The sequence below is a fragment of the Streptomyces sp. NPDC101776 genome, assembly GCF_044766845.1.
Taxonomy (GTDB): Bacteria; Actinomycetota; Actinomycetes; order Streptomycetales; family Streptomycetaceae; genus Streptomyces.
The window spans coordinates 46,707-65,393 of record NZ_JBIWMV010000027.1 but is presented as its reverse complement, the minus strand read 5'-3'; the positions used below and the strand labels follow the sequence as shown (position 1 = coordinate 65,393).

General features: G+C 71.7%; 14 protein-coding genes and 2 pseudogenes. 10 read left to right on the top strand and 6 right to left on the bottom strand.

What is annotated here, in order from left to right:
- The first annotated feature begins 17 nt into the window (after positions 1-17).
- From ACIRRY_RS46115 to ACIRRY_RS46105, 3 genes are all read left to right on the top strand, one after another.
- Positions 18-1,442 carry an FAD-dependent monooxygenase gene (locus ACIRRY_RS46115; protein ID WP_403985505.1) on the top strand — a complete coding sequence of 475 codons (1,425 nt, stop codon included), beginning with the start codon at positions 18-20 and terminating at the stop codon, positions 1,440-1,442.
- Between the two features lie 83 nt (positions 1,443-1,525).
- Entirely contained in the window at positions 1,526-3,058 is a 1,533-nt protein-coding gene (locus ACIRRY_RS46110) for an FAD-dependent monooxygenase (RefSeq protein WP_403985405.1), read from the top strand.
- 293 nt (positions 3,059-3,351) lie between these two features.
- Positions 3,352-4,233, top strand: a complete 882-nt coding sequence (locus ACIRRY_RS46105; RefSeq protein WP_403985403.1) for an IS5 family transposase — start codon at positions 3,352-3,354, stop codon at positions 4,231-4,233.
- 15 nt (positions 4,234-4,248) lie between these two features.
- Here ACIRRY_RS46105 and ACIRRY_RS46100 read toward each other — a convergent pair whose 3' ends face one another.
- The 4 genes from ACIRRY_RS46100 to ACIRRY_RS46085 all read right to left on the bottom strand — a co-directional run bounded on the left by ACIRRY_RS46100 (position 4,249) and on the right by ACIRRY_RS46085 (position 6,339).
- Entirely contained in the window at positions 4,249-4,806 is a 558-nt protein-coding gene (locus tag ACIRRY_RS46100) for an SMI1/KNR4 family protein (protein WP_403985401.1), read from the bottom strand.
- 283 nt (positions 4,807-5,089) lie between these two features.
- Complete coding sequence (locus ACIRRY_RS46095) at positions 5,090-5,281, bottom strand: hypothetical protein (protein WP_403985399.1); 192 nt, start codon at positions 5,279-5,281, stop codon at positions 5,090-5,092.
- A gap of 426 nt (positions 5,282-5,707) precedes the next feature.
- Complete coding sequence (locus tag ACIRRY_RS46090) at positions 5,708-6,118, bottom strand: type II toxin-antitoxin system VapC family toxin (RefSeq protein WP_403985397.1); 411 nt, start codon at positions 6,116-6,118, stop codon at positions 5,708-5,710.
- Positions 6,115-6,339, bottom strand: coding sequence for a hypothetical protein (locus tag ACIRRY_RS46085; protein WP_019888794.1), 225 nt, complete (start codon positions 6,337-6,339; stop codon positions 6,115-6,117). The genes ACIRRY_RS46090 and ACIRRY_RS46085 overlap by 4 nt, the downstream gene beginning before the upstream one ends.
- 541 nt (positions 6,340-6,880) lie before the next feature.
- Between ACIRRY_RS46085 and ACIRRY_RS46080 the strand changes: the two are divergent.
- Positions 6,881-7,162, top strand: a pseudogene (locus ACIRRY_RS46080) (MFS transporter); the annotation flags it as partial.
- A gap of 250 nt (positions 7,163-7,412) precedes the next feature.
- Here ACIRRY_RS46080 and ACIRRY_RS46075 read toward each other — a convergent pair.
- Entirely contained in the window at positions 7,413-8,279 is an 867-nt protein-coding gene (locus ACIRRY_RS46075) for a hypothetical protein (RefSeq protein WP_403985395.1), read from the bottom strand.
- Positions 8,280-8,548: 269 nt separating this feature from the next.
- Between ACIRRY_RS46075 and ACIRRY_RS46070 the strand changes: the two genes are divergently transcribed.
- Both ACIRRY_RS46070 and ACIRRY_RS46065 read left to right on the top strand, forming a co-directional pair.
- Positions 8,549-10,891 carry a spherulation-specific family 4 protein gene (locus tag ACIRRY_RS46070; protein WP_403985393.1) on the top strand — a complete coding sequence of 781 codons (2,343 nt, stop codon included), beginning with the start codon at positions 8,549-8,551 and terminating at the stop codon, positions 10,889-10,891.
- Between the two features lie 613 nt (positions 10,892-11,504).
- Positions 11,505-11,867, top strand: a pseudogene (locus ACIRRY_RS46065) (IS200/IS605 family accessory protein TnpB-related protein); the annotation flags it as partial.
- 36 nt (positions 11,868-11,903) lie between these two features.
- Here the strand turns inward: ACIRRY_RS46065 and ACIRRY_RS46060 are convergent.
- The gene (locus ACIRRY_RS46060) at positions 11,904-12,986 is read right to left on the bottom strand and encodes a methyltransferase (protein ID WP_403985391.1); all 1,083 of its coding nucleotides are present in this window, start codon (positions 12,984-12,986) and stop codon (positions 11,904-11,906) included.
- A gap of 305 nt (positions 12,987-13,291) precedes the next feature.
- Here ACIRRY_RS46060 and ACIRRY_RS46055 point away from each other — a divergent pair, with 305 nt between their 5' ends.
- The 4 genes from ACIRRY_RS46055 to ACIRRY_RS46040 all read left to right on the top strand — a co-directional run bounded on the left by ACIRRY_RS46055 (position 13,292) and on the right by ACIRRY_RS46040 (position 18,594).
- A complete protein-coding gene (locus ACIRRY_RS46055) occupies positions 13,292-13,615 on the top strand; it encodes a 4Fe-4S dicluster-binding protein (protein ID WP_403985503.1) in 324 nt (107 codons plus the stop codon).
- On the top strand, positions 13,612-15,558 hold the full coding sequence (locus ACIRRY_RS46050) for a hypothetical protein (RefSeq protein WP_403985389.1): 1,947 nt from the start codon (positions 13,612-13,614) through the stop codon (positions 15,556-15,558). Before ACIRRY_RS46055 ends, ACIRRY_RS46050 begins: the two co-directional genes overlap by 4 nt.
- A 99-nt stretch (positions 15,559-15,657) precedes the next feature.
- Positions 15,658-17,079: an amidase gene (locus ACIRRY_RS46045; RefSeq protein WP_403985387.1), complete on the top strand. Its 1,422-nt coding sequence runs from the start codon at positions 15,658-15,660 to the stop codon at positions 17,077-17,079.
- A 3-nt stretch (positions 17,080-17,082) separates the two neighbouring features.
- On the top strand, positions 17,083-18,594 hold the full coding sequence (locus ACIRRY_RS46040) for a glutamine synthetase (RefSeq protein WP_403985385.1): 1,512 nt from the start codon (positions 17,083-17,085) through the stop codon (positions 18,592-18,594).
- Positions 18,595-18,687: the final 93 nt, after the last annotated feature.

The window sequence follows — 18,687 nt, the reverse complement described above, 5'->3', positions numbered from 1 at the left end:
CCGGTCCCGCCGGGCTCATGCTCGCCGGCGAACTGGCCCTGGGCGGCGCCGCCGTGGTGGTGCTGGAGAAACGGCGCGCCCCCACCGGCGAGTCACGGGCCTCGACCCTGCACGCCCGCACCATGGAGATCCTCGACAGCCGCGGGCTGCTGCCCGACCTCGGCACGCCGCCCCGCCAGCCGCACGGCCACTTCGGCGGCCTCCCCCTCGACCTCACCCTGCCCGGCCCCCATCCGGGCCAGTGGAAGGTGGCGCAGGCCAAGACGGAGGCGGTGCTGGAGGAGTGGGCGCTGGCCCGGGGCGCCGACATCCGCTGCGGCCACGAGGTGTCCGCGATCACCGACACCGGCGACGGCGTCGAGGCGGTGGCCCTGGGCCGGGAGGGAGTGCTGCGGCTGCACGCCTCCTACCTGGTGGCCTGCGACGGCGAGGACAGCACGGTGCGGCGGCTGGCCGGCGCGGACTTCCCCGGCCAGGACGCCGGCCGGGAACTGCTGCGCGCCGACGTCGCCGGCATTGAGGTGCCCGACCGGCGCTTCGAACGCCTTGAGCGGGGGCTGGCCATCGCCGCCCGCCGCCCGGACGGTGTGACCCGGGTGATGGTCCACGAGTTCGGCTCCGGGACCGGGCCGCGCACCGGCCCGCCGGCGTTCGAGGAGATCGCCACCGTCTGGAAACGGGTCACCGGCGAGGACATCAGCGGCGGCACCCCGCTGTGGGCCAACTCCTTCGGCGACGCCTCCCGCCAGCTCACCCGCTACCGGCACGGCCGGATCCTGTTCGCGGGCGACGCCGCCCACCGCCAGATGCCCATCGGCGGGCAGGCCCTCAACCTCGGCCTGCAGGACGCCTTCAACCTCGGCTGGAAGCTGGCGCTGCACGTGCGCGGCGCCGCCCCCCACACCCTGCTGGACACCTACCACAGCGAACGCCACGCGGCCGGCCGGCGCGTGCTGGCCAACATCCGCGCCCAGGCCCTGATGCTGCTCGGCGGGGCGGAGGTGGAACCGCTGCGCACCGTGTTCGCCGAACTGACCGCGCTGCCCGACGTCCGCACCCGGCTCGCGGGCATGATCAGCGGCCTGGACGTGCGCTACGACACCGGCGCCGCGCCCCACCCGCTGGCCGGACTGCGGCTGCCGGACACGGCGCTGCTGACGGGCGGGCGCACCGTCACCACCACCGGGCTGCTGCGCGAGGGCCGCGGCCTGCTCCTGGACCTGCACCCCGCCGGCCGGAGCCGCCCGTACCCCGCCGGCCCGCCGTGCGCCGACGGCTGGACCGGCCGGGTGCGCACGGTGTCCGCGTCCGTGCCCGCCGGCAGCCTGCCGACGGGCACGGAACGCCTTCTGGTGCGCCCGGACGGCCACGTGGCCTGGGCCGGCACCGGCACGGCGGGCCTGCCCACCGCCCTCGAACACTGGTTCGGCCCACCCGCCTGACCCCCGCCCCTACACCCCGCCACACCCCCGCCACCCCCCGGGCCGTCGCAGCATCCCGCGGCACTTTCACGAAAGGGAAACCCATGCAGGACACGCAAGGGACACCGCCGGCGGTGGACACCGACGTCATCGTCGTCGGTGCCGGCCCCACCGGCCTGATGCTCGCCGGCGAACTGCGCCTGGGCGGGGCACGCGTCATCGTGACCGAGAAGCTGACCGAACCCACCCGCCAGTCACGCGGCCTGGGCTTCACCGCCCGCACCATGGAGGTGTTCGACCAGCGCGGGCTGCTGCCCCGCTGGGGCGGGCTGGAGACGATGCCGGTCGGCCACTTCGGCGGGGTGCAGTTCGACTACAGCGTGCTGCCCGACGGCCACTTCGGGGCCCGCGGCGTGCTGCAGTGGCGCACCGAGGAGGTGCTGGAGCAGTGGGCCGGCGAACTCGGCGCGGACATCCGGCGCGGCTGGCAGTTCGAGGAACTGGCCGCCGGCTTCCTGGACGGCGACCGCGTCGAGATCACCCTGCGCACCCCCGACGGCCCGCAGCGGCTGCGCGCCTCCTACCTGGTGGCCTGCGACGGCTCGCGCAGCGCCGTGCGCAAGGCGGCCGGCTTCGCCTTCCCCGGCACCCCCGCCACCCGCACGATGTACGTGGCCGACGTGACCGGCTGCGGTCTGCGCCCGCGCTACCTGGGGGAGCGGCTGCCGGGCGGCATGGTGATGGTGGGCCCGCTGGGCGACGGCGTGGACCGCATCATCGCCTGCCCGCACGGCACCCCGTCGGGCGACCGCGACGCCGTCGTCGGCTTCGGGGAGATCGCCGACGTCTGGCAGGACATCACCGGCGAGGACATCCACCACGGCGGCGCGACCTGGGTGAGCTCCTTCACCGACGCCACCCGCCAGGCCTCCCGCTACCGGCGCGGCCGCGTGTTCGTGGCCGGCGACGCCGCGCACATCCACCTCCCGGCCGGCGGCCAGGGGCTGAGCACCGGCGTGCAGGACGCGGTCAACCTCGGCTGGAAACTGGCCTCGGCGGTGCGCGGCACGGCCCCCGGCGCACTCCTGGACAGCTACCACGACGAACGGCACCCGGTGGGGCGCCGGCTGCTGATGAACACCCGCGCCCAGGGGGTGGTCTTCCTGGGCGGCGAACCCGCGGAGCCGCTGCGCGAGCTGTTCGCCGAGCTCCTGCGCTACGACGACGTCAAACGGCACCTGGCCGGCATCGTCAGCCACCTCGACATCCGCTACGACCTCGGCGACGGCGTGGGGGAGGCGGGCCATCCGCTGGCGGGTGTCCGGATGCCGCCGCGGCTGCTGGCCGGCGCCACGGGCGAGCGCCGCATCGCCGACCTGCTGCACGACGGGCGCGGTGTCCTCCTCGACCTCGCCGACGACCCCGGGGTGCGGGCCGCCGCGTCGGGCTGGCAGGGCCGGGTGCGGGTGGAGAGCGTCCTGGCCAAGCCCTCCGACGGGCAGGGCCCCGACCCGCTGGCCGGCACCGTGGCCCTCCTGGTGCGCCCCGACGGCCACGTGGCCTGGGTCTGTCCGGCAGGCGGGGCCGTGCACGGTCTCACCGCCGCGCTGGAGCGCTGGTTCGGCCCGGCCGACTGAACCCCCGCGCACCGAAGCGGACCCCGCCACCCCCCCCGGGGTTCCCCCACCGGCCCCGGCCGCGCCCTGACGCGCGGCCGGGGCCCGCGGCATGCCCGCACGGACGTGCCCCTCTCCCTGTCTCTGCCCCGGCTTCTTCCTGCGCCTCCCCTCCTCTGTCTTTCTTCCTGCGCCCGGCGTGCCCGCGCGCAGGAAGCGGACCCCGGGGCCGCCGCCTCACCACGTAGGACACGGTCTTAGGCAGTGTCCGGCGGATCATGTGACCGGCGGATTGCCTGCTCGTTATATCCGGCATGGGGCGGGGTGATCTGACGAATGCGGAGTGGGTGCGGCTGGAGCCGCACTTGCCGGTGCCGGGACAGCGCGGCGGGCAGTGGACAGATCACCGCATGGTGATCAACGGGATCTTGTTCCGGGTCCGGACTGGCACACCGTGGCGGGACCTTCCTGAGCGTTTCGGCAGTTGGAAGACAGTCTATGAACGACACCGGCGCTGGTCGGCGGACGGCACGTGGGATTGGATCCTGCGTGCCGTCCAAGCGGATGCCGATCTTGCGGGCCGGATCGACTGGAGCATGGTCAGCGTCGACTCGACGTCCTGCCGTGCCCATCAACACGCGGCCGGTGCCCGAAAGAGGAAGCCACGCGTCCCGAAAAAAAGGACAACGCCCCGGCACCACCGCCCGGACGAAGGACTTGGACGTTCCCGGGGCGGTCTGACCTGCAAGATCCACCTCGCGGGTGAAGGCGGATGCCGACCGATGGCCTTCCTGCTCACCCCCGGCCAGTGGGGCGACGCGCCACAGATGATCGAGGTCCTCGAACACATCCGTGTCTCCCGCCCGCAGGGCGGCCGCCCACGCACCCGGCCGGACCACGTGGGCGGCGACAAGGCATACAGCTCACGCCGAAACCGACGTTACCTGCGCAGACGACAGATCAGTCACACCATCCCCGAGCCGAAGGACCAACGGGCCAACCGCCAACGACGCGGCAGCAAGGGCGGCCGGCCCACTGGCTTCGACGGCGAGGTCTACAAGCGCCGCAACGAGGTCGAGCGGACCATCAACCGGCTGAAAAACTCCCGAGCCGTCGCCACCCGCTACGATAAGAGGGCCTACATCTTTTACGGCACGATCACCGCTGCGGTGATCCGCTTATGGCTCCGACCATGATCAGCCGCACAGATCCTAGGGGTGCGCTGCTTCCCGCACCATGGCGGCGAAGTCGTGGCAAGGCTCGGGGTCTTCACCGCTGCCGGGCCACCACTCATACGCGGTCCACTCACCGTTTTCCCCAACGCTGTCGGCGTGCAGCAGCCAGTAGCAGCCGCTGCCGCCGTTGTCTTCGCCGATCAGCAGGCAGCGCTTGAGTATGGCGAGATGGTCCACGAAGTGGTCGAGGTCCGACCATGCTTCGATGAGGTCGGCGCACAGGTCGGCGAACCAGCCGATGTCCCCGACCTGGAGCAGGTCGACGAACCCGATGTTCTCCCAGCCGTCGCTGACCCGGAGGAAGTTTCGGTACGAGGGAGGAAGCCTCACCCCGATCCGCTCCTCGGCGGCCACGATCGGTTCCTCGCCAGCCGGTTCGGCACCGGCCCACCCGGCCTCCAGCCGCTCCTCACTGATGACCTGCCGATGATCCTCGATGGCCTTACGGACCTTGTCCGAGTTGATGTGCCTGGCGTTGTAGCCGCTGAGGAACGCGCGCCATTCCGCGACCGTCACGGGCGAAGGGGTCGTCATACCTGAACTCCGGTGATTTATACGGTGGGTCTCGAACAGCCTCACACGACTCACTGACAATCGAGGCGTGTGCTGACCCGGCGGCGACCTGGCCCTCGAAACCGCCGCTCGGGACGCGGCGCGGCCTCGGCGGATCCTGCGGCGGGTACGGCTTGGCTTGCAGCGATCCCCCCCCCGCACGGGCGCGGCCTGTAGGCAGACGCTTCACGGGTTAGCCAGGGAAGTCGCGAGGAGCTGGCTCTACTGCTCGACACAGCTCCGACCACGATCCGCCGGACAGAACCTAGTCGCCCACCGCGACCACGTCGCCGACAACGCTGATGACCTCGACTGCCCGGAGGCGACCGCACCCGTCGGCGGGATGGCGGCCCGCGTCGAGGCGTTGGAGCTGGCGCTGGCCGAGGCCGCTCAGCAGATTGCCGACCTTCGTGGCCGTGTCGAGGCGCTGGAGTCGGGCGGCGGCGGGCGGGGCCACTGACCCGCCGTGCCGGGACGCTGGTCAGGGCGGTGCGTTCAGATTTTCTCTACGAGGTTCAAGGCGGGTCCCGCCCGCCGGAGCTGGCCGCCGTTGCCGACAAGCCCGCTGTTCACGCGGGAGGGCAGCGCGGCAGGTGGCGAGCCGCCCCTGTGGCCGGGGCGTGATCCAGGGCTGCGAGGGTGGCAACCGGGCAGATCGCTGGGCTGACCGTAACTGGGCTCTTGGCGGAGCAAGTTGTCACCCGCGACCGTCCTACGGCCGGATCGCAGGCACAGGGCCGACCAGGGGGGCCGACCCTCAGGTCCGCCGCAGGCGCGCCGGGGGGCGGCGGCCGGCCCCGCCCCCGGGGAAAGCACTGGACAGGACACCGGTCCAAGGTCCCGCCGCCCCTGCGTGATCGGGTACGTCAGCGGGGCGGCCCGGCTAAGGCAGCAGAGTGAATGCCGGGAGGTGGCTTGGGCGCACCACGGTGAAGTGGCGGCGGTCCAGGGTGGCGACGTTGACCGCGCGGTATTTCTCGGCGACCGCGACGACGAAGGCGTCGGCGGTGCCCAGGGGCAGGCTTGCGTACTGCTCGACAAGGTCGGCGGCCCGGCTGACCTCGGAGGAGGACACGGGCACCAGTTCGTAGACGCCGTCCGCGACGTCGCGCAGGAAATCGGCCTCGGCCTTGGCTCCGGCGCGACTGGCGAGCATGTAGCCGATCTCGGTCAGCAGTGGGGCGGGCAATAGGAGTGGGCCGGGGAAGTTCTGGAGCAGGTCGACGCACTGCAGGTGGTAGTCGTCCTTGCGGTTGGCGGCTGCCACCACGGGGCCGGTGTCGATGACGATCACGCGCTCCGGGGCTCCTCACTGGCCCAGGCGTCGCGGACGATCTCCTTTGAGCGGACCGCGAGGTCGGGTTCGCCGTCGAAGACGCCGGTCGTGCGGAACCGGCGGCGGGGGCGCTCGCCGCGCTCCACTTCCGCCCACTGCCGCAGCAGCTCTATGGCGTCGGGCAGCCGGTCCTCCGGCACCGCGTCGAGCAGCCGGTGTGCTTCCTCGCGTACGGTCATGCGCTCAGTGTAAGGTCCCGAGCCCCTGCAGCCCAGGAGTTGCCGGACCACCCCGCCATTGCGCACCGTCCGTACCTCTGACGGCAGCGCCGACGGCAACAACCACGGACACCAGGGCACAGCCACGGACGCCAGCGGAGTACGAAACTGCCGATGAACTGGGAAAACGCAGGTGGGAGGGGTCACCTAGCACACGTACTATGTGCTGGCGGGCCAGACTCCGGTCCTGGTTCACAATTCCAACTGCCCACTGGCTTCGAACGAGTCCTCTGGCCCCAGAGGAACGAGTCTTCTGGCCCCGATTGGCAATCTTCGGGGCCTGCTGTGAACGAGTCGATTGGCCCCACTTGAGCCGGTGCCCGTGAGGGCCGCGCGCGGCTTTCTTTCTGGCCGCGGTGTCAGGAGGCAGACACCTGGTGCTGCACCAGATCGCTCGGCAATGTCGATGAGAGAGCCGACAACACTGGCGCATGTCTGCCGTAGTTGGGTGACCTGTTCCGCCATCGCCTGCCGGTGATCTTCGCTGATATACGGTCCGGTCATGCCGCGCCTGGTGGAAGTTCCTGGGTACGTACGTTTCTGGACCGCCTCGGCGGTGTCTGCTTTCGGTTCTCAGGTCACGGGGCTGGCCTTGCAGATCCTTACCGCCGTGACGTTGAGCGCGTCTGCCACGGAGGTGGGCATCGTCAACGCCGCCCGCTGGGTTTCGTATCTGCTCTTCGGACTCGTGGCCGGGGTGGTGGTGGACCGCTGGCGGCGCAAGCCGATGATGGTCGCCACGGATCTCGGAAGGGCAGTCCTGCTTGGTGCGATACCCGTGATGTTGTGACTGAGCGCTGTACCTGGCCCGGATGGACAACCCCGATGCACAGATTCCGCCCGACGGTGACGCCGAGCGCGAGCTGGCTCGCCTGCTCGTGTCGACCAGCGGAACGGTGCCTCGGCCGTGGCCCCGCTGCGGCGTCGAGGACTCAGCGCAGCACAGGAGCGCCGGGTGCCTGCGCATCGGAGATTTCGATCAACCGGTCGAAGACCATCTGCCCCTCGCTGATGCGCCCCGCCGGCGCCGGGTATCAGCTGCTGAGGTCGAGCATGCCCCACGCGGTGAACGGCTCGACCTGGACGTAGATCCTGCTTCCTCGGCCGACGACCCGTCGGCGGCCCGGGGCGGTGCCATCAGGGAGGGTGAGCAGGCCGACGTCCGTTGGCTCGACCGATGATTCGGTGAGCTTGCCGTGAGCGAGTCGGTCCTGCTCCTCGCCGTAGCCGCCGTAGAAGGCCACCTGATCTCCGTGGACGGCCACTGCCTTGGCGCCCCGTATCTGGTTCGTCCAGACCCTCACGGGCTGTTCGCGTCGGTTGGGGCGTATCTCAGCGAGCGGGAAGTCCGTGTAGGTACAGGCCCAGGCGGTGGTGCCCGACACGTTCAGGGCGTAGCAGTCGAAGAGACCGGGGATGTCGGCACTGTCCGACGCCCACATGGGGTGGCCTGTGGTGCTCCAGCGGCGGATTCCGGACGGGTTCTCGTCGAAGTGCCCGACCCAGATGAGGCCGGCCTCGTCCACGAGCAGGTGCTCGATGGCGTCCCCGACTGAGAAGGACGAGGTCTCACGGCCAAGCGCATCGAAGACCTGGACCTGGTTCCCGTCCTCGTACCGACGGGCGCGAGACGCAGCTACGACGAATCCGCCGTCGGGCATGCGGTCCAGATGCGGCCAGCGGGCCCGTACGGCGCTCAGCTCGGTGAGTCCGACGGCGCCGTCCGGATGGACGGACACGACCAGGGCGTCGAAGACCCGGGCATCGCCGCCGGGCTGCGGGGCGTGTTCGGCGAGCAGCCAGTGGGCGACACCGAATACGTCGACGGTACTGGCCAGGACGTGGCGGTCGTGGTGAGCTCGGGGGAGGTGGGCGTAGGGAGTGAGGGCGGTCGTCTGCACGGGCGGGCTCTCCTGGGCGGGCGGTCACGGCCATCGGGCGCTGCGGTGAGCGCCGGGCGGCGGCGCGCGAGCGGGCCCGTATGTCACCGAGAGTTCAGCTCGTGATCTTTGACGCCCATGATCGGTATCGATTGAATAGCGGCACCTAAAACGAATGGCCATTGTTTCTCTGGGGCCCAGGTCTTCGTTTCTCCTAAATCAATTTTTCGGGTGGGATAATGCGCCAGACGCGCAGAGTGTTACCGATAGCCCGCTATATCCTGTTCTCGATGATCTCCATCGTGATGGCCACCGCCATGATGGTGTCCATCGGTGCCACCGCAACACCGGCGCACGCCGCCGATACGTCGGACATGGTCCTCAGCTTCGACCTGGCCGGCGACTGGACCGAGACGGACATGGCCGCTGTGGTCCAAGAGGTTCAGTCGGAGAGCCCCCGGCTCAGCGACACCCTCAAGGAGGAGTTCGCCAAGGCCGACGCTGATGTTCCTGTCCCCACGACCACCGACTGGGTCGACTTCGACGGCACGCTGGCTGCCACCGCCACCGGGGTAACGCTGACCATCCCGGCCAGCGAGGTGCAGGCCGACAAGATCAACTGGAAACAGCAGATACTCGCGGGCTTCGCCGGCGGGGTGGCCCTCCTCGGCACCCGGGTCGCCTGCACGTTCGTACTCCACAGGCTTGGCGTGCCCGCGGCCGTGAACAAGCCGGCCTGCGTGGCAGCCGCGGTCTACGCCGGCGCCCTGGCCCGCTCCGCAGTCCTCATCTCCTACGACAAGCAGGCGGGGAAGGTCGACCCCGACGCATGGGCCAACGCAATGGTTCAGGCCACCTCGGCGGCAATCACGGCCGCCGCGTGGGAACTCGGCGTGTACGACTGGGTCGTGGCCGACACGGGTGGTCTGGCGGACCTTCTGGTGGCGATAGGCAATGCCATCATCAGCATCCCCTCGAAGTTGTCCGGATGGTGGGGAAACACGACGGCCTTCTTCACGGCCGCCGGTGGCTGGATCAAGGAGATGGCGCGCTACGCCCCCGGTGCCGGGCGCCGGATCGGCCGTAACCCCGCAGCGGGATGGGCCTCCGGGAGTCAGGTGGTCGCGGTCCCGTCGTACATCAATCCAGCCGGTGATCCGGCCTCCTGGAACACCCTGGTCGGATCCTCGTCGGACAAGGTCGGTATCGCGGTCGCGAATGTCCTGAACGGGCCCGGTTCGGAGGTCGTCGACGCGTGGACCGACGTGATCGACCGCACCCATGCCTCGGGCAAACGTGTCCTGGGCTATGTCGACACCGGCTATCTGGGCCGGACGGGCATGACCACCCGGCTCGGCTCGACGGCCGTCGCCGACTGGGTCGCGCAGATCGAGCAGGACATCAACGCCTGGTACGCCATGTACGGCAGCGCGATGGACGGCATCTTCTTCGATGACGGCTTCAACCAGTGCGGCGCCGGCAACGAGTTCCCGGCCGTCTATGACGTGGTCAACCAGTACGAGAAGCTCCACCACCCCGGCGCCATGACCGTCCTCAACCCCGGCACCGTCGTGCCCCAGTGCTACGAGGACACCGCCGACGTCCTGCTCACCTTCGAAGGCAGCTACGACACCTACGAGGGGAGCGGCTACCAGGCTCTCGACTGGACCCCGGCGAGCCCCTCGAAGATCTGGCACATCATCTTCGGTGTCCCCGCCGACAAGGTCTCCCTGGTCGACGAGACCTCCCAGACCCGCGGCGCCGGCTACGTCTACATCACCGACGACGTCCTTTCCAACCCCTACGACACTCTCCCCGCCTACTGGCCGGCCGAGCAGGCCGCGGTACCCGGCGGCACCCCCGCGGTGGCCGCCCGAGACCCCTACATCTCCGGGGCCGCCCTGCCCTCCGCGCCCTCAGCGCTGGCCGTCACCCGTTCCGACTACTCCTCCGTCAGCCTCACCTGGGCACCGGGGGCGAACGTCGCCGACTACCTGGTCTACCTCAACGGCCAAGTGGTGGCCAGCCTCCCGGCGTCCATGACCAAGGTCACGATCGGCGGCCTGGCCCCCGGCGGAACGTCCTACACCCTGAACGTCGTCGCCGAGGGCGCCGGCGGTGATCTCTCCGGCTCCAGCAACTCCGTCGGCGTCACCACCTTGTCGCTGCCCGGCGGCCACACCGTCACGAACGTCAAGATCACCCACGGGGCCGGGACCATCACCTACTCCGCGGACTTCCTGGTCCCCTACTCCTTCCGCCGCGTCGAGATCTCCCCACCCGGCCCCTGCGCCGCCTGCAAGTACTGGTGGCCCAACGGCGACACGGAATCCTGCTGGTTCCCCGGCCTCACCGACACCCAGCTGTACTGGGACGGGAACTTCTGCGCGCACTGGCTCATCGAGAACTCGACCCTGCTGGTGTACGCCGGAGCCTCCGCCGGGGACTGGTCGTGGAACTCGGTCGCCTACATCCCGCCCACCGTCAACGGATACACCTACAGCTGGACCGTGCCCACAGCCGACCTCGGAGACGCCGTCGACTACGTCGACATCCAGGGCGAGGGCTACGGCCCCCTGACCAACATCCTCGCCGGAACCAACCCCGTTACCGGATCCAGCCCCGTTAACTGAAGACCGTTCCATCGTGGTTCCTCGGACAGCTCCGACGGTCTCCTCAAAGGAAATCAGTCCGAGTTGTCCGAGGACGCAGGCCTCGTTGTTTCACGGCAGACGGACGGTTGATCTTGCGTCCCTGCTGTCGCGTTGATCCCCGTCCAGGGAGGGTTCCGGTCAGGAGTGCGGGGCCAGGCCCTTGGCCGCCTGGAAGTCCTCCTCGACACCGGCCAGGTCACCTGCTGGACCTCCTGGCACCGCTGGAGCCTCATGTCAATGATCGCCTACGCGCGCGAACTCCTCATGCTGTTCCGGGCCTTCGCCTTGCCTAGGCCCCGCCAGGACACCGATCCGGCACACGCCCTGCACTGGTCGAACTGGCGTCGCCGCCACCCAGCATCACGCAACGGCCTGCCGCCACCGCTGGAACGACCTCACGGCAGCGGCCATCGCATGACAGGAACTCCACATGTCACGAACTACAGCTGCCGTGGCTGACGGCAACGTCAGCGGACGGCTGCGGCGCAGAGGGGTGGGGCTCCTCGTCGCCGTCGGACTTGCCGGTGACCTCGGCGGGGTTGCGGGGGGCGTGGCTGAGGAGGTCGATGGCGTCGTGCTGGAGGCGGAGTTGGGCCTGTCCATCGTGGCCGTGGACCCGGCCTGCACCTCCATGTGGGGCGGCCGGCACTGGCGCAAGCCGCTGACCATCGCACGCCGCAAGATGTCCCGTCACGATGCCGCGGGTATCGCGATCGGGCGACGCGCCCTGGGTCACCCGATCCGGCGACGGACGGCACCGCCCCGCGACGACCGGAGTGATCGTCGCGGGCATCGGGCCGTCCAGGCCGGACCATGTGCCCGAGGGCGTGAGGAAACCCGCCCACCCGTCACGGAGCGTGCACACGATGCACGCCGCCGACCGGGTCACCAAAAGGGAACGCGGGAGACCAGCGCATCCAAAACCGTTCGGGATGCGCGCGGTGCCGGGCAGTGAGTCCAGGACTCACTCCTGCTCACTGATGAGGAACGGTCAGACCGGGATCGCCTCGATGACGGAGACCGCGGCGGCCGTCTCCACGACGCGCTCCAGGCGGAAGCCGGCCCGGGAGAGCAGGTCGGTGTACTGGGCGACGGTCCGCTCCTTGCCGCCCACCAGCAGCATCAGCCACAGGTCGACGAGTTTGGCGGAGTGTGGCGCGTCGTCCTCGGGCACCACCATCTCGACCAGCAGCAGCCTGCCGTCCGGCTTCATGGCCGCCCGCACGTTGCGCAGGATCTGCAGCGCCTGTTCCTGGGGCCAGTCGTGCACGATGTGCTTGAGGACGTAGGCGTCGCCGCCGGTGACGACCGGGTCGAACAGACCGCCGTCGTGCGTGGTGACCCGCTCGGCCACGCCCTGGCCGGCGAGGAATTCGGCGGCGCCGTTGGCCGCCACCCGGGGGTCGGCGAGGATGCCCCGGATGCCGGGCGTGCTGTGCAGGATGCCGGCGAGCAGGCCGCCCTGCCCGCCGCAGAAGTCCACGACGGTCGCGAACGGGGAGAAGTCGTAGGCCGCGGTGACGGGTGCGGTCTCCGTGCTGGACATGCTGCCCATGCCGTTGATGAACACCGCGCCGTACTCGGGGTTGTGCTCCAGGTATTCGAAGGCGCTCATGCCCCGCAGCTTGGGCAGGCTCGGCTCGCCGGTGAGGACCGTGTCCAGGAAGTGGCCCCAGTCCTCCCAGTGGATGGGGTGGCCCATCAGCACGGCGATGTCGCGCATGGACATCGGATGGTCGGCGCGCAGTGCGTCGGCCATCGGCGTCAGTTGGTAGGTGCCGTCGTCCAGGGCCTCGAAGACGCCGTGGGCGGCGAGCAGCCGCAGCACCCGTGCGACGGCCTCCTCGTGGGCGCCGGCCTGCCGGGCGATCTCGGCGGGCGGCAGCGGCCCGCCGGTGAGGGTCTCGGCGAACCGCAGTTTCGCGGCGACGTGGACTGCCTGCGTGAGCATGGAGCCCATCACCAGTTCCAGCAGGGCGAACGGCGGCGGCGCCAGCTCCCGGGCCTGCCGCTGCAGCTCCGCCCGGTTCTTCTCCACGGCCCTCACGACATGCGGGGGCGGCAATTCGGGCATGCGATTCCTCCAGGAATGGTGAGCGCGTGAATGTCGTCCCGACCGCCGGAAGGGACCCAGCATTTCCCTTTCCACGATAGGCAGCGGACTCGACGCCCTCTGGAGGCTTCCTGGGGAATTCCTCGACCGCCCGCGAGACGCTCCTCCCCGTGTCCGCGCGGCCCTGCGGACACCCTTCCGGGTGCGGGCTCCAGCCACCTCCGACCGGCGCTCCGGGACCGGTTGAGAGGGGCGGGCGAGCATCGGACAGGTCAAGTCCGGCTGTGGTCGTCAAAGACTCAGAAAAAGGGGTCACGCCCGTGGAAATGAAAGCCTCGCCGACCGCGCTGTCCGCACGGACCCGGCGGATTGCCGAGCGCACCCGCACCGAAACCTGGAAGAAGCCCCCGCGCCGCATCGAGACGTCCGAGTGCATCACCTGCGACTCCTGCCTGCGCGGCTGCCCGGCCGAGTTCGGTGCCATCTTCGACCGCGGCCTGGACGTCGTGATCGTTCCCGAGCTGTGCTCGGGCTGCCCCGTCTGCGTCCTGGAGTGCCCCGTCGACTGCATCTACGTCGACGAGGACTGGACGCCCACCGACGACGCCCTGTGGAACCACATCGAACTGACCGCCGGAGGCACCTCGTGACGGGTTCCGACGGGCGCGCCTCCCGCCGCGCCGCCAACACCCGCAAACGCGTCAGCCGCCGCCCCAGCCGGCTGGGCACACCCGCCGGCACCACCGCCAAACCGGACCGGGTGGGCGAGGCCGACGCCGGCTTCCCGGGACTGCTGCGGCGGGCCTGGCAGCGCGCCGTCGAGGCCGGCGACCTGCACGCGACGGTGCGCACCCTGCTCACCCTCGACGGCCACGTCCCCGCCGACGTGCAGCTGCGCGCCCTGGCCGCCTGCGACGAGGCCGCCCTCAGGGCGCTGTGCGCGCTGACCTGGCGCGAGGACAGCGCCCCGCCCGCGGCCGCGGCGGCCCGGGGTGCCGCGCCCGGGCCCGTGGTGTTCCGGGGCGAGATCGCCCTGTCCACCAGCGGCCGCATCGTGCTGCGGGTGCCCTCCCAGCCGCCGCTGGCCAAGGACGGCCTGGTCGGCGGTGTGCTGCGGGTGCCGTGGACACGTGCCGTCCTGGACGCCTACCGGCAGGAGCGGCGGGCGGCCGCCGCCCGCGCCGCCGCCGCCGCGGCCGACTGCCGCGGCTGGCTCCACGAGCAGGGGGCGGCGGGCCGCGAGGCACTGCTGGAGCAGGCGAAGGAGGCCGCGCTGCGCACCGCGCCCTTCGTCCTCTACCAGGACGACAGGCAGTACACGAACTTCCGCGGCCCCAACACCCTCACCGGCAAGACGCTGTGGCCGGGCCACCCCGACTGCGCCCTCACCGGCCTGCAGGCGCTGCCCCTGGAGCTGTGGTCGGACCACGACGTGCAGCTGCTGGTCTGCCTGACCCTGCTGATCCGCTCGGCCGGTTTCGGCCGCGTCGAGGAGGCCAACGGCACCCAGCTCACCCTGGACCACGTCGCCCACATGCTGGAGCGGGTGCGCCGCCTCTACAACAGCGTGCCCGGCCACACCCCCCTGGCCCCGGCCGCCGACGGCTCCGTGGCGGCACTGGACGTGCTGGCCGCCGCCCTGGGCGAGCGCCGCCCGCGGGTCGCCGCCACCGCCCAGCTCTACCGCGAGATCCACGGCGCCCTGATGCACAAGACCGAACGCGTGGCGGGGGCGCCCGGCGCCGTGGCCCGCGCCCGCGAGGAGGCGATGGCGGGGCGGCTGCGGGAGCGGCTCCCGCTGAGCGGCACCACGCTGGAGGAACTCGGCGCCCGCACGGCCGCCTCACCGCACTGGCTGGCCCGGCCGCACGGCGGTTTCGGCACCGGTCTGGAATCCCTCGTCTACGAGAGCGTCGCGGCCTGCGCGGAGGTCTTCGAGGCCGACTTCGCGATGAGCCGGGGCATGCGCTCGCTGCCCGACCTGGTCACCGCGCTGCGCGAGCAGCGCTGGGCGGAGCTGTGCGACTGGGACATCACCCGCTTCTTCTGCTGCGTGGTGCCCCGCCCCTCGGCGCGCCGGCACTTCGCCGACTCCGCCGCCGCGCTCGCGGACGCGGCGTGGGCGATGTCCTCGCGGATGCAGTACAACTCCTGGCACTTCGTGGCCGGCAACGTGCCCCGGGTGGCGGAGGTCATCGCCCGCGACCACTTCGTGCCGCCGACCGTCCCGGACGTCGCGTTCTACTCCGACCAGCACCACCACGGGCACGTCAACAACAAGGTGCGCTTCTCCATCCGCTCCCCGCAGGCCGTCGAGGTGGACGGGCGCCGCTTCAACGGCTTCATGGACCTCAGGCTGCTGCGCTGCGACGGGGTCCCCTTCGGCGAGCAGGACCTGCTCGCCGCGCACCGGGTGTCCGCGTTCCTGGCCCGGGCCACCGGCCTGGCCGCCGCGCTGGTGACGGCCGGCGAGCAGGTCGAGGTGAATGCCTTCGACTCGCTCTGGCACTGGTCGACGATCACGGGCGGCGCCCCGCCCGCCACCGCCGCCACCGGCGCGGCCGGGCCCGAGCACGCCCCGCGTGCGGCCTGAGACGCCCGGTGGAACACGGCCCGCGGCGCCGCCGGGCACCGTAGGAAAACGCGATGGACGCAATGGACGCGATGGACGAAGAGGAAGGCAGGAAGCCCGATGGCCACCGCCCGCGGCGTCAGCCACACCCTGGAGCTGCTGCGGCGGGGAGACATCTCCGTCGTGGAACACGTCCGGTCCGTCCTGGCGGACATCCACCGCAACGACGTGCTGGGCGCGTTCGTCGCCGTGGCCGGCGAGGAGGCACTCGAGTCCGCCGCGCAGGCCGATGCCCGCATCCGTGAACTGGGCCCGGACGCCTGGCGCAACATGCCGCTGCTCGGCGTCACGGTCTCCGTCAAGGACCTGCTGCAGACCCGGGACCTGCCCACCGCCCGCGGCTCGCTGCTGCCCAACCCGCGCCCCCCGCAGGACGCTCCGGCCGTCGCCCGGCTGCGCGCGGCGGGCGCGGTCGTCGTCGGCAAGACCACCACGTCCGAGCACGGCTGGAGCGCCTCCACCGTCAGCCGTGCCGCCCCGCCCACCCGCAACCCCTACGACCCGGCGCTGACCGCGGGCGGCTCCAGCGGCGGGGGAGCCGCCGCGGTGGCGGCCGGCCTGTGCGACGGGTCGCTGGGCACCGACGGGTCCGGCTCGATCCGCATCCCGGCCGCCTTCTGCGGCGTGGTCGGCTACAAGCCCTCCTACGGCCGGGTGCCCTACTTCCCCAACGGCGCCGACCGGCTCGCCCACCAGGGCCCCATCGCCCGCAGCGTCGAGGACGCCGCACTGCTGGCGCAGGCGGTCTCGGGCCCGCACCGCAGCGATCCCGACTCCGGGCTCGGCTCGCTGGACGTGCCCCGCGACGGGCGGGCGCTGCGGGTGGGCTGGATCGAGTACGACGGCACGGACGAGGAGATCCGCCGCGTCACCGAGCGGGCCCGGGACGTCCTGGCCGGCCAGGGCCACCGGGTCGAGGACGTCGAGGTGCGCTGCCACAGCATCTACCCGGCGCTGGTCGACATCCTCGCCGCGTCCGAGGCGGCCGGCACCCGGCCCCAGGACGAGGAGCACATCGACCGGGGCCGCCTGGAGATCGTCCGGCACGGGCGCACCCTCAGCGGCACCGCCGTGATGCGCGCCGAGGACGTGCGCCAGCAGCTGCGCGGCACACTGCGCTCGGTCATGGACCACTACGACCTGCTGGCCATGGCCACCGTGCCCGTCGAGCCGTTCGCCGCGTCCGAGATCGGCCCCCCGTGGGCGGCCGACCCGCGGGACCTGCTGTGGCTGGACTGGGCGCCCGCCTCCTACCCCTTCAACATGACGGGCCAGCCGGCCCTGTCCCTGCCGGCCGGGCTGACCCGCGCCGGACTGCCCGCCGGCCTGCAGCTGGTGGGCCCGGTCGGCGCCGACGACCTGGTCCTGACGGTGGCCCGCCGCCTGGAGGCCGACCTCGCCGCCCCGCCGCCGCCCGCCGTGCACCTGCCCGCACCGCCGGGCGGCCGGTCCCTGCTCTCCCTCGCCGAAAGGAGCCTGTGAATCATGTATGCCAGGTCATGGCCCTCCCCCTCCGTCCAAGGCGGCGGGGCGGGCGCCTCGTTCGTCGCCGACCACGCCCTGTGGGACCCGGCCCGGACGGCCGCCGCCGCCGAGATCGAAGCCGGCCTCGACGAGGTCGACTTCGTCCGCCTCGTCTTCGGCGACCCGCACGGGCTGGCCCGCTCCAAGACACTGACCGCCCGCGCCTTCCGCACGGCGCTGCGCGAGGGCATGAACTTCAGCCCCGGCCCCTTCGTCTTCGACACCGGCCACGCCGTCGCCGTCGACTTCACCGGCGAGCACGGCACCGGCGTCGACGAGATCGCCGGCGCCGGCAACTTCGTCCTGGTCCCCGACCCGCTGACCTTCCAGCTGCTGCCCGGCGACGGGCCGCGCACCGCATGGGTGATCGGCGACGAGTACCTGCGCGACGGCCGCCCGCACCCGCTGTCCTCGCGGGCCGTGCTGCGCCGCACCGCGGCCCGCTACGCCGAGCACAACCTCAGCCCGGTGGTGGGCCTGGAGGTCGAGTGGTACCTCACCCGCCGCCTCGACGACGCGCCGGGAAACACCGGCAACGGCTTCGGCCTGCAGGGCGAGGCCCCCCGGGTGGCGGCGGTCAACGCCGGCTACCAGTTCAACCTGGACGCCGCCTACGACACCGTGGCACCCCTGACCGACCCGCTGGCCCTGCACCTGCTCCAGCTCGGCCTGCCGGTGCGCACGATGGAGCACGAGTCGGGCCCCGGCCAGGTCGAGACGACGTTCAGCCCCATGTCCGCGCTGGACGTGGCCGACGCGATGCTGCTGTTCCGCACCGTCACCAAACGGTGGTGCGCCCGGCGCGGCCACCACGCCTCCTTCATGTCCCAGCCGCGCCTGGACGGCGCCGACCCCAGCGGCTGGCACCTGAACCAGTCGGTGCTGGACGCGGACGGCCGGCCGCTGTTCGCCGCCGGGCCGGCGGCCGGCGGCCTCTCGCCCAGCGGCAAGGCCTACGCCGAGGGCCTGCTGTCCTTCACCCGCGAGCTGTGCCTGCTGTCCGTGCCGAGTGTCAACGGCTACCGCCGGCTGGCCGCCGGGCACCCGCTCGCCCCCACCCGGCCCGGGCTGAGCGTCGAGGACCGCACCGCGATGCTCCGTGTCGTGGGCACCGGCGCGGGTGCCCGCATCGAGAACCGGATCGGCGAGCCCTGCGCCAACCCCTACCTCGCCGTCGCGGCCCAGCTGTTCGCCGGACTCACCGGACTCACCGGGGACCCCGCCGCCGAACCCGCCGCCGAACCCGCGCCGCCGGCCGGCCCGGCCGGCCTGGTGCCGCAGTCGCTGCGCGAGTCCCTGGAAGCGTTCCGGGCCGGCCGCGCCGCCCACCTGCTGGGCTCGCCGCTCGCGGCGACCCTGGCCCGGCTCAAGGAGAGCGAACTGCACCGCTACGAGGCCTGGTGCCTGCAGGCCGCACCCGCCCCCGGCCAGGTCACCGCCTGGGAACAGCGCGAGTACTTCGGCACCTACTGACCCCCCCGGCCCCCGCACCCCCGCGCCCCCGGCCCCCCGGTCCTCCAGGGGCCCGGGAGGGCCCTCCCATCAGCCCACGGACGAAGGCCAGGC

Bases quoted from the DNA above. Each gene is read 5' to 3' on its own strand.
- ACIRRY_RS46115 (WP_403985505.1), top strand. From the start codon at position 18: ATGCTCGCCGGCGAACTGGCCCTGGGCGGCGCCGCCGTGGTGGTGCTG.
- ACIRRY_RS46110 (WP_403985405.1), top strand. From the start codon at position 1,526: ATGCAGGACACGCAAGGGACACCGCCGGCGGTGGACACCGACGTCATC.
- ACIRRY_RS46105 (WP_403985403.1), top strand. From the start codon at position 3,352: ATGGGGCGGGGTGATCTGACGAATGCGGAGTGGGTGCGGCTGGAGCCG.
- ACIRRY_RS46100 (WP_403985401.1), bottom strand. From the start codon at position 4,806: ATGACGACCCCTTCGCCCGTGACGGTCGCGGAATGGCGCGCGTTCCTC.
- ACIRRY_RS46085 (WP_019888794.1), bottom strand. From the start codon at position 6,339: ATGACCGTACGCGAGGAAGCACACCGGCTGCTCGACGCGGTGCCGGAG.
- ACIRRY_RS46070 (WP_403985393.1), top strand. From the start codon at position 8,549: ATGATCTCCATCGTGATGGCCACCGCCATGATGGTGTCCATCGGTGCC.
- ACIRRY_RS46060 (WP_403985391.1), bottom strand. From the start codon at position 12,986: ATGCCCGAATTGCCGCCCCCGCATGTCGTGAGGGCCGTGGAGAAGAAC.
- ACIRRY_RS46055 (WP_403985503.1), top strand. From the start codon at position 13,292: ATGAAAGCCTCGCCGACCGCGCTGTCCGCACGGACCCGGCGGATTGCC.
- ACIRRY_RS46045 (WP_403985387.1), top strand. From the start codon at position 15,658: ATGGCCACCGCCCGCGGCGTCAGCCACACCCTGGAGCTGCTGCGGCGG.
- ACIRRY_RS46040 (WP_403985385.1), top strand. From the start codon at position 17,083: ATGTATGCCAGGTCATGGCCCTCCCCCTCCGTCCAAGGCGGCGGGGCG.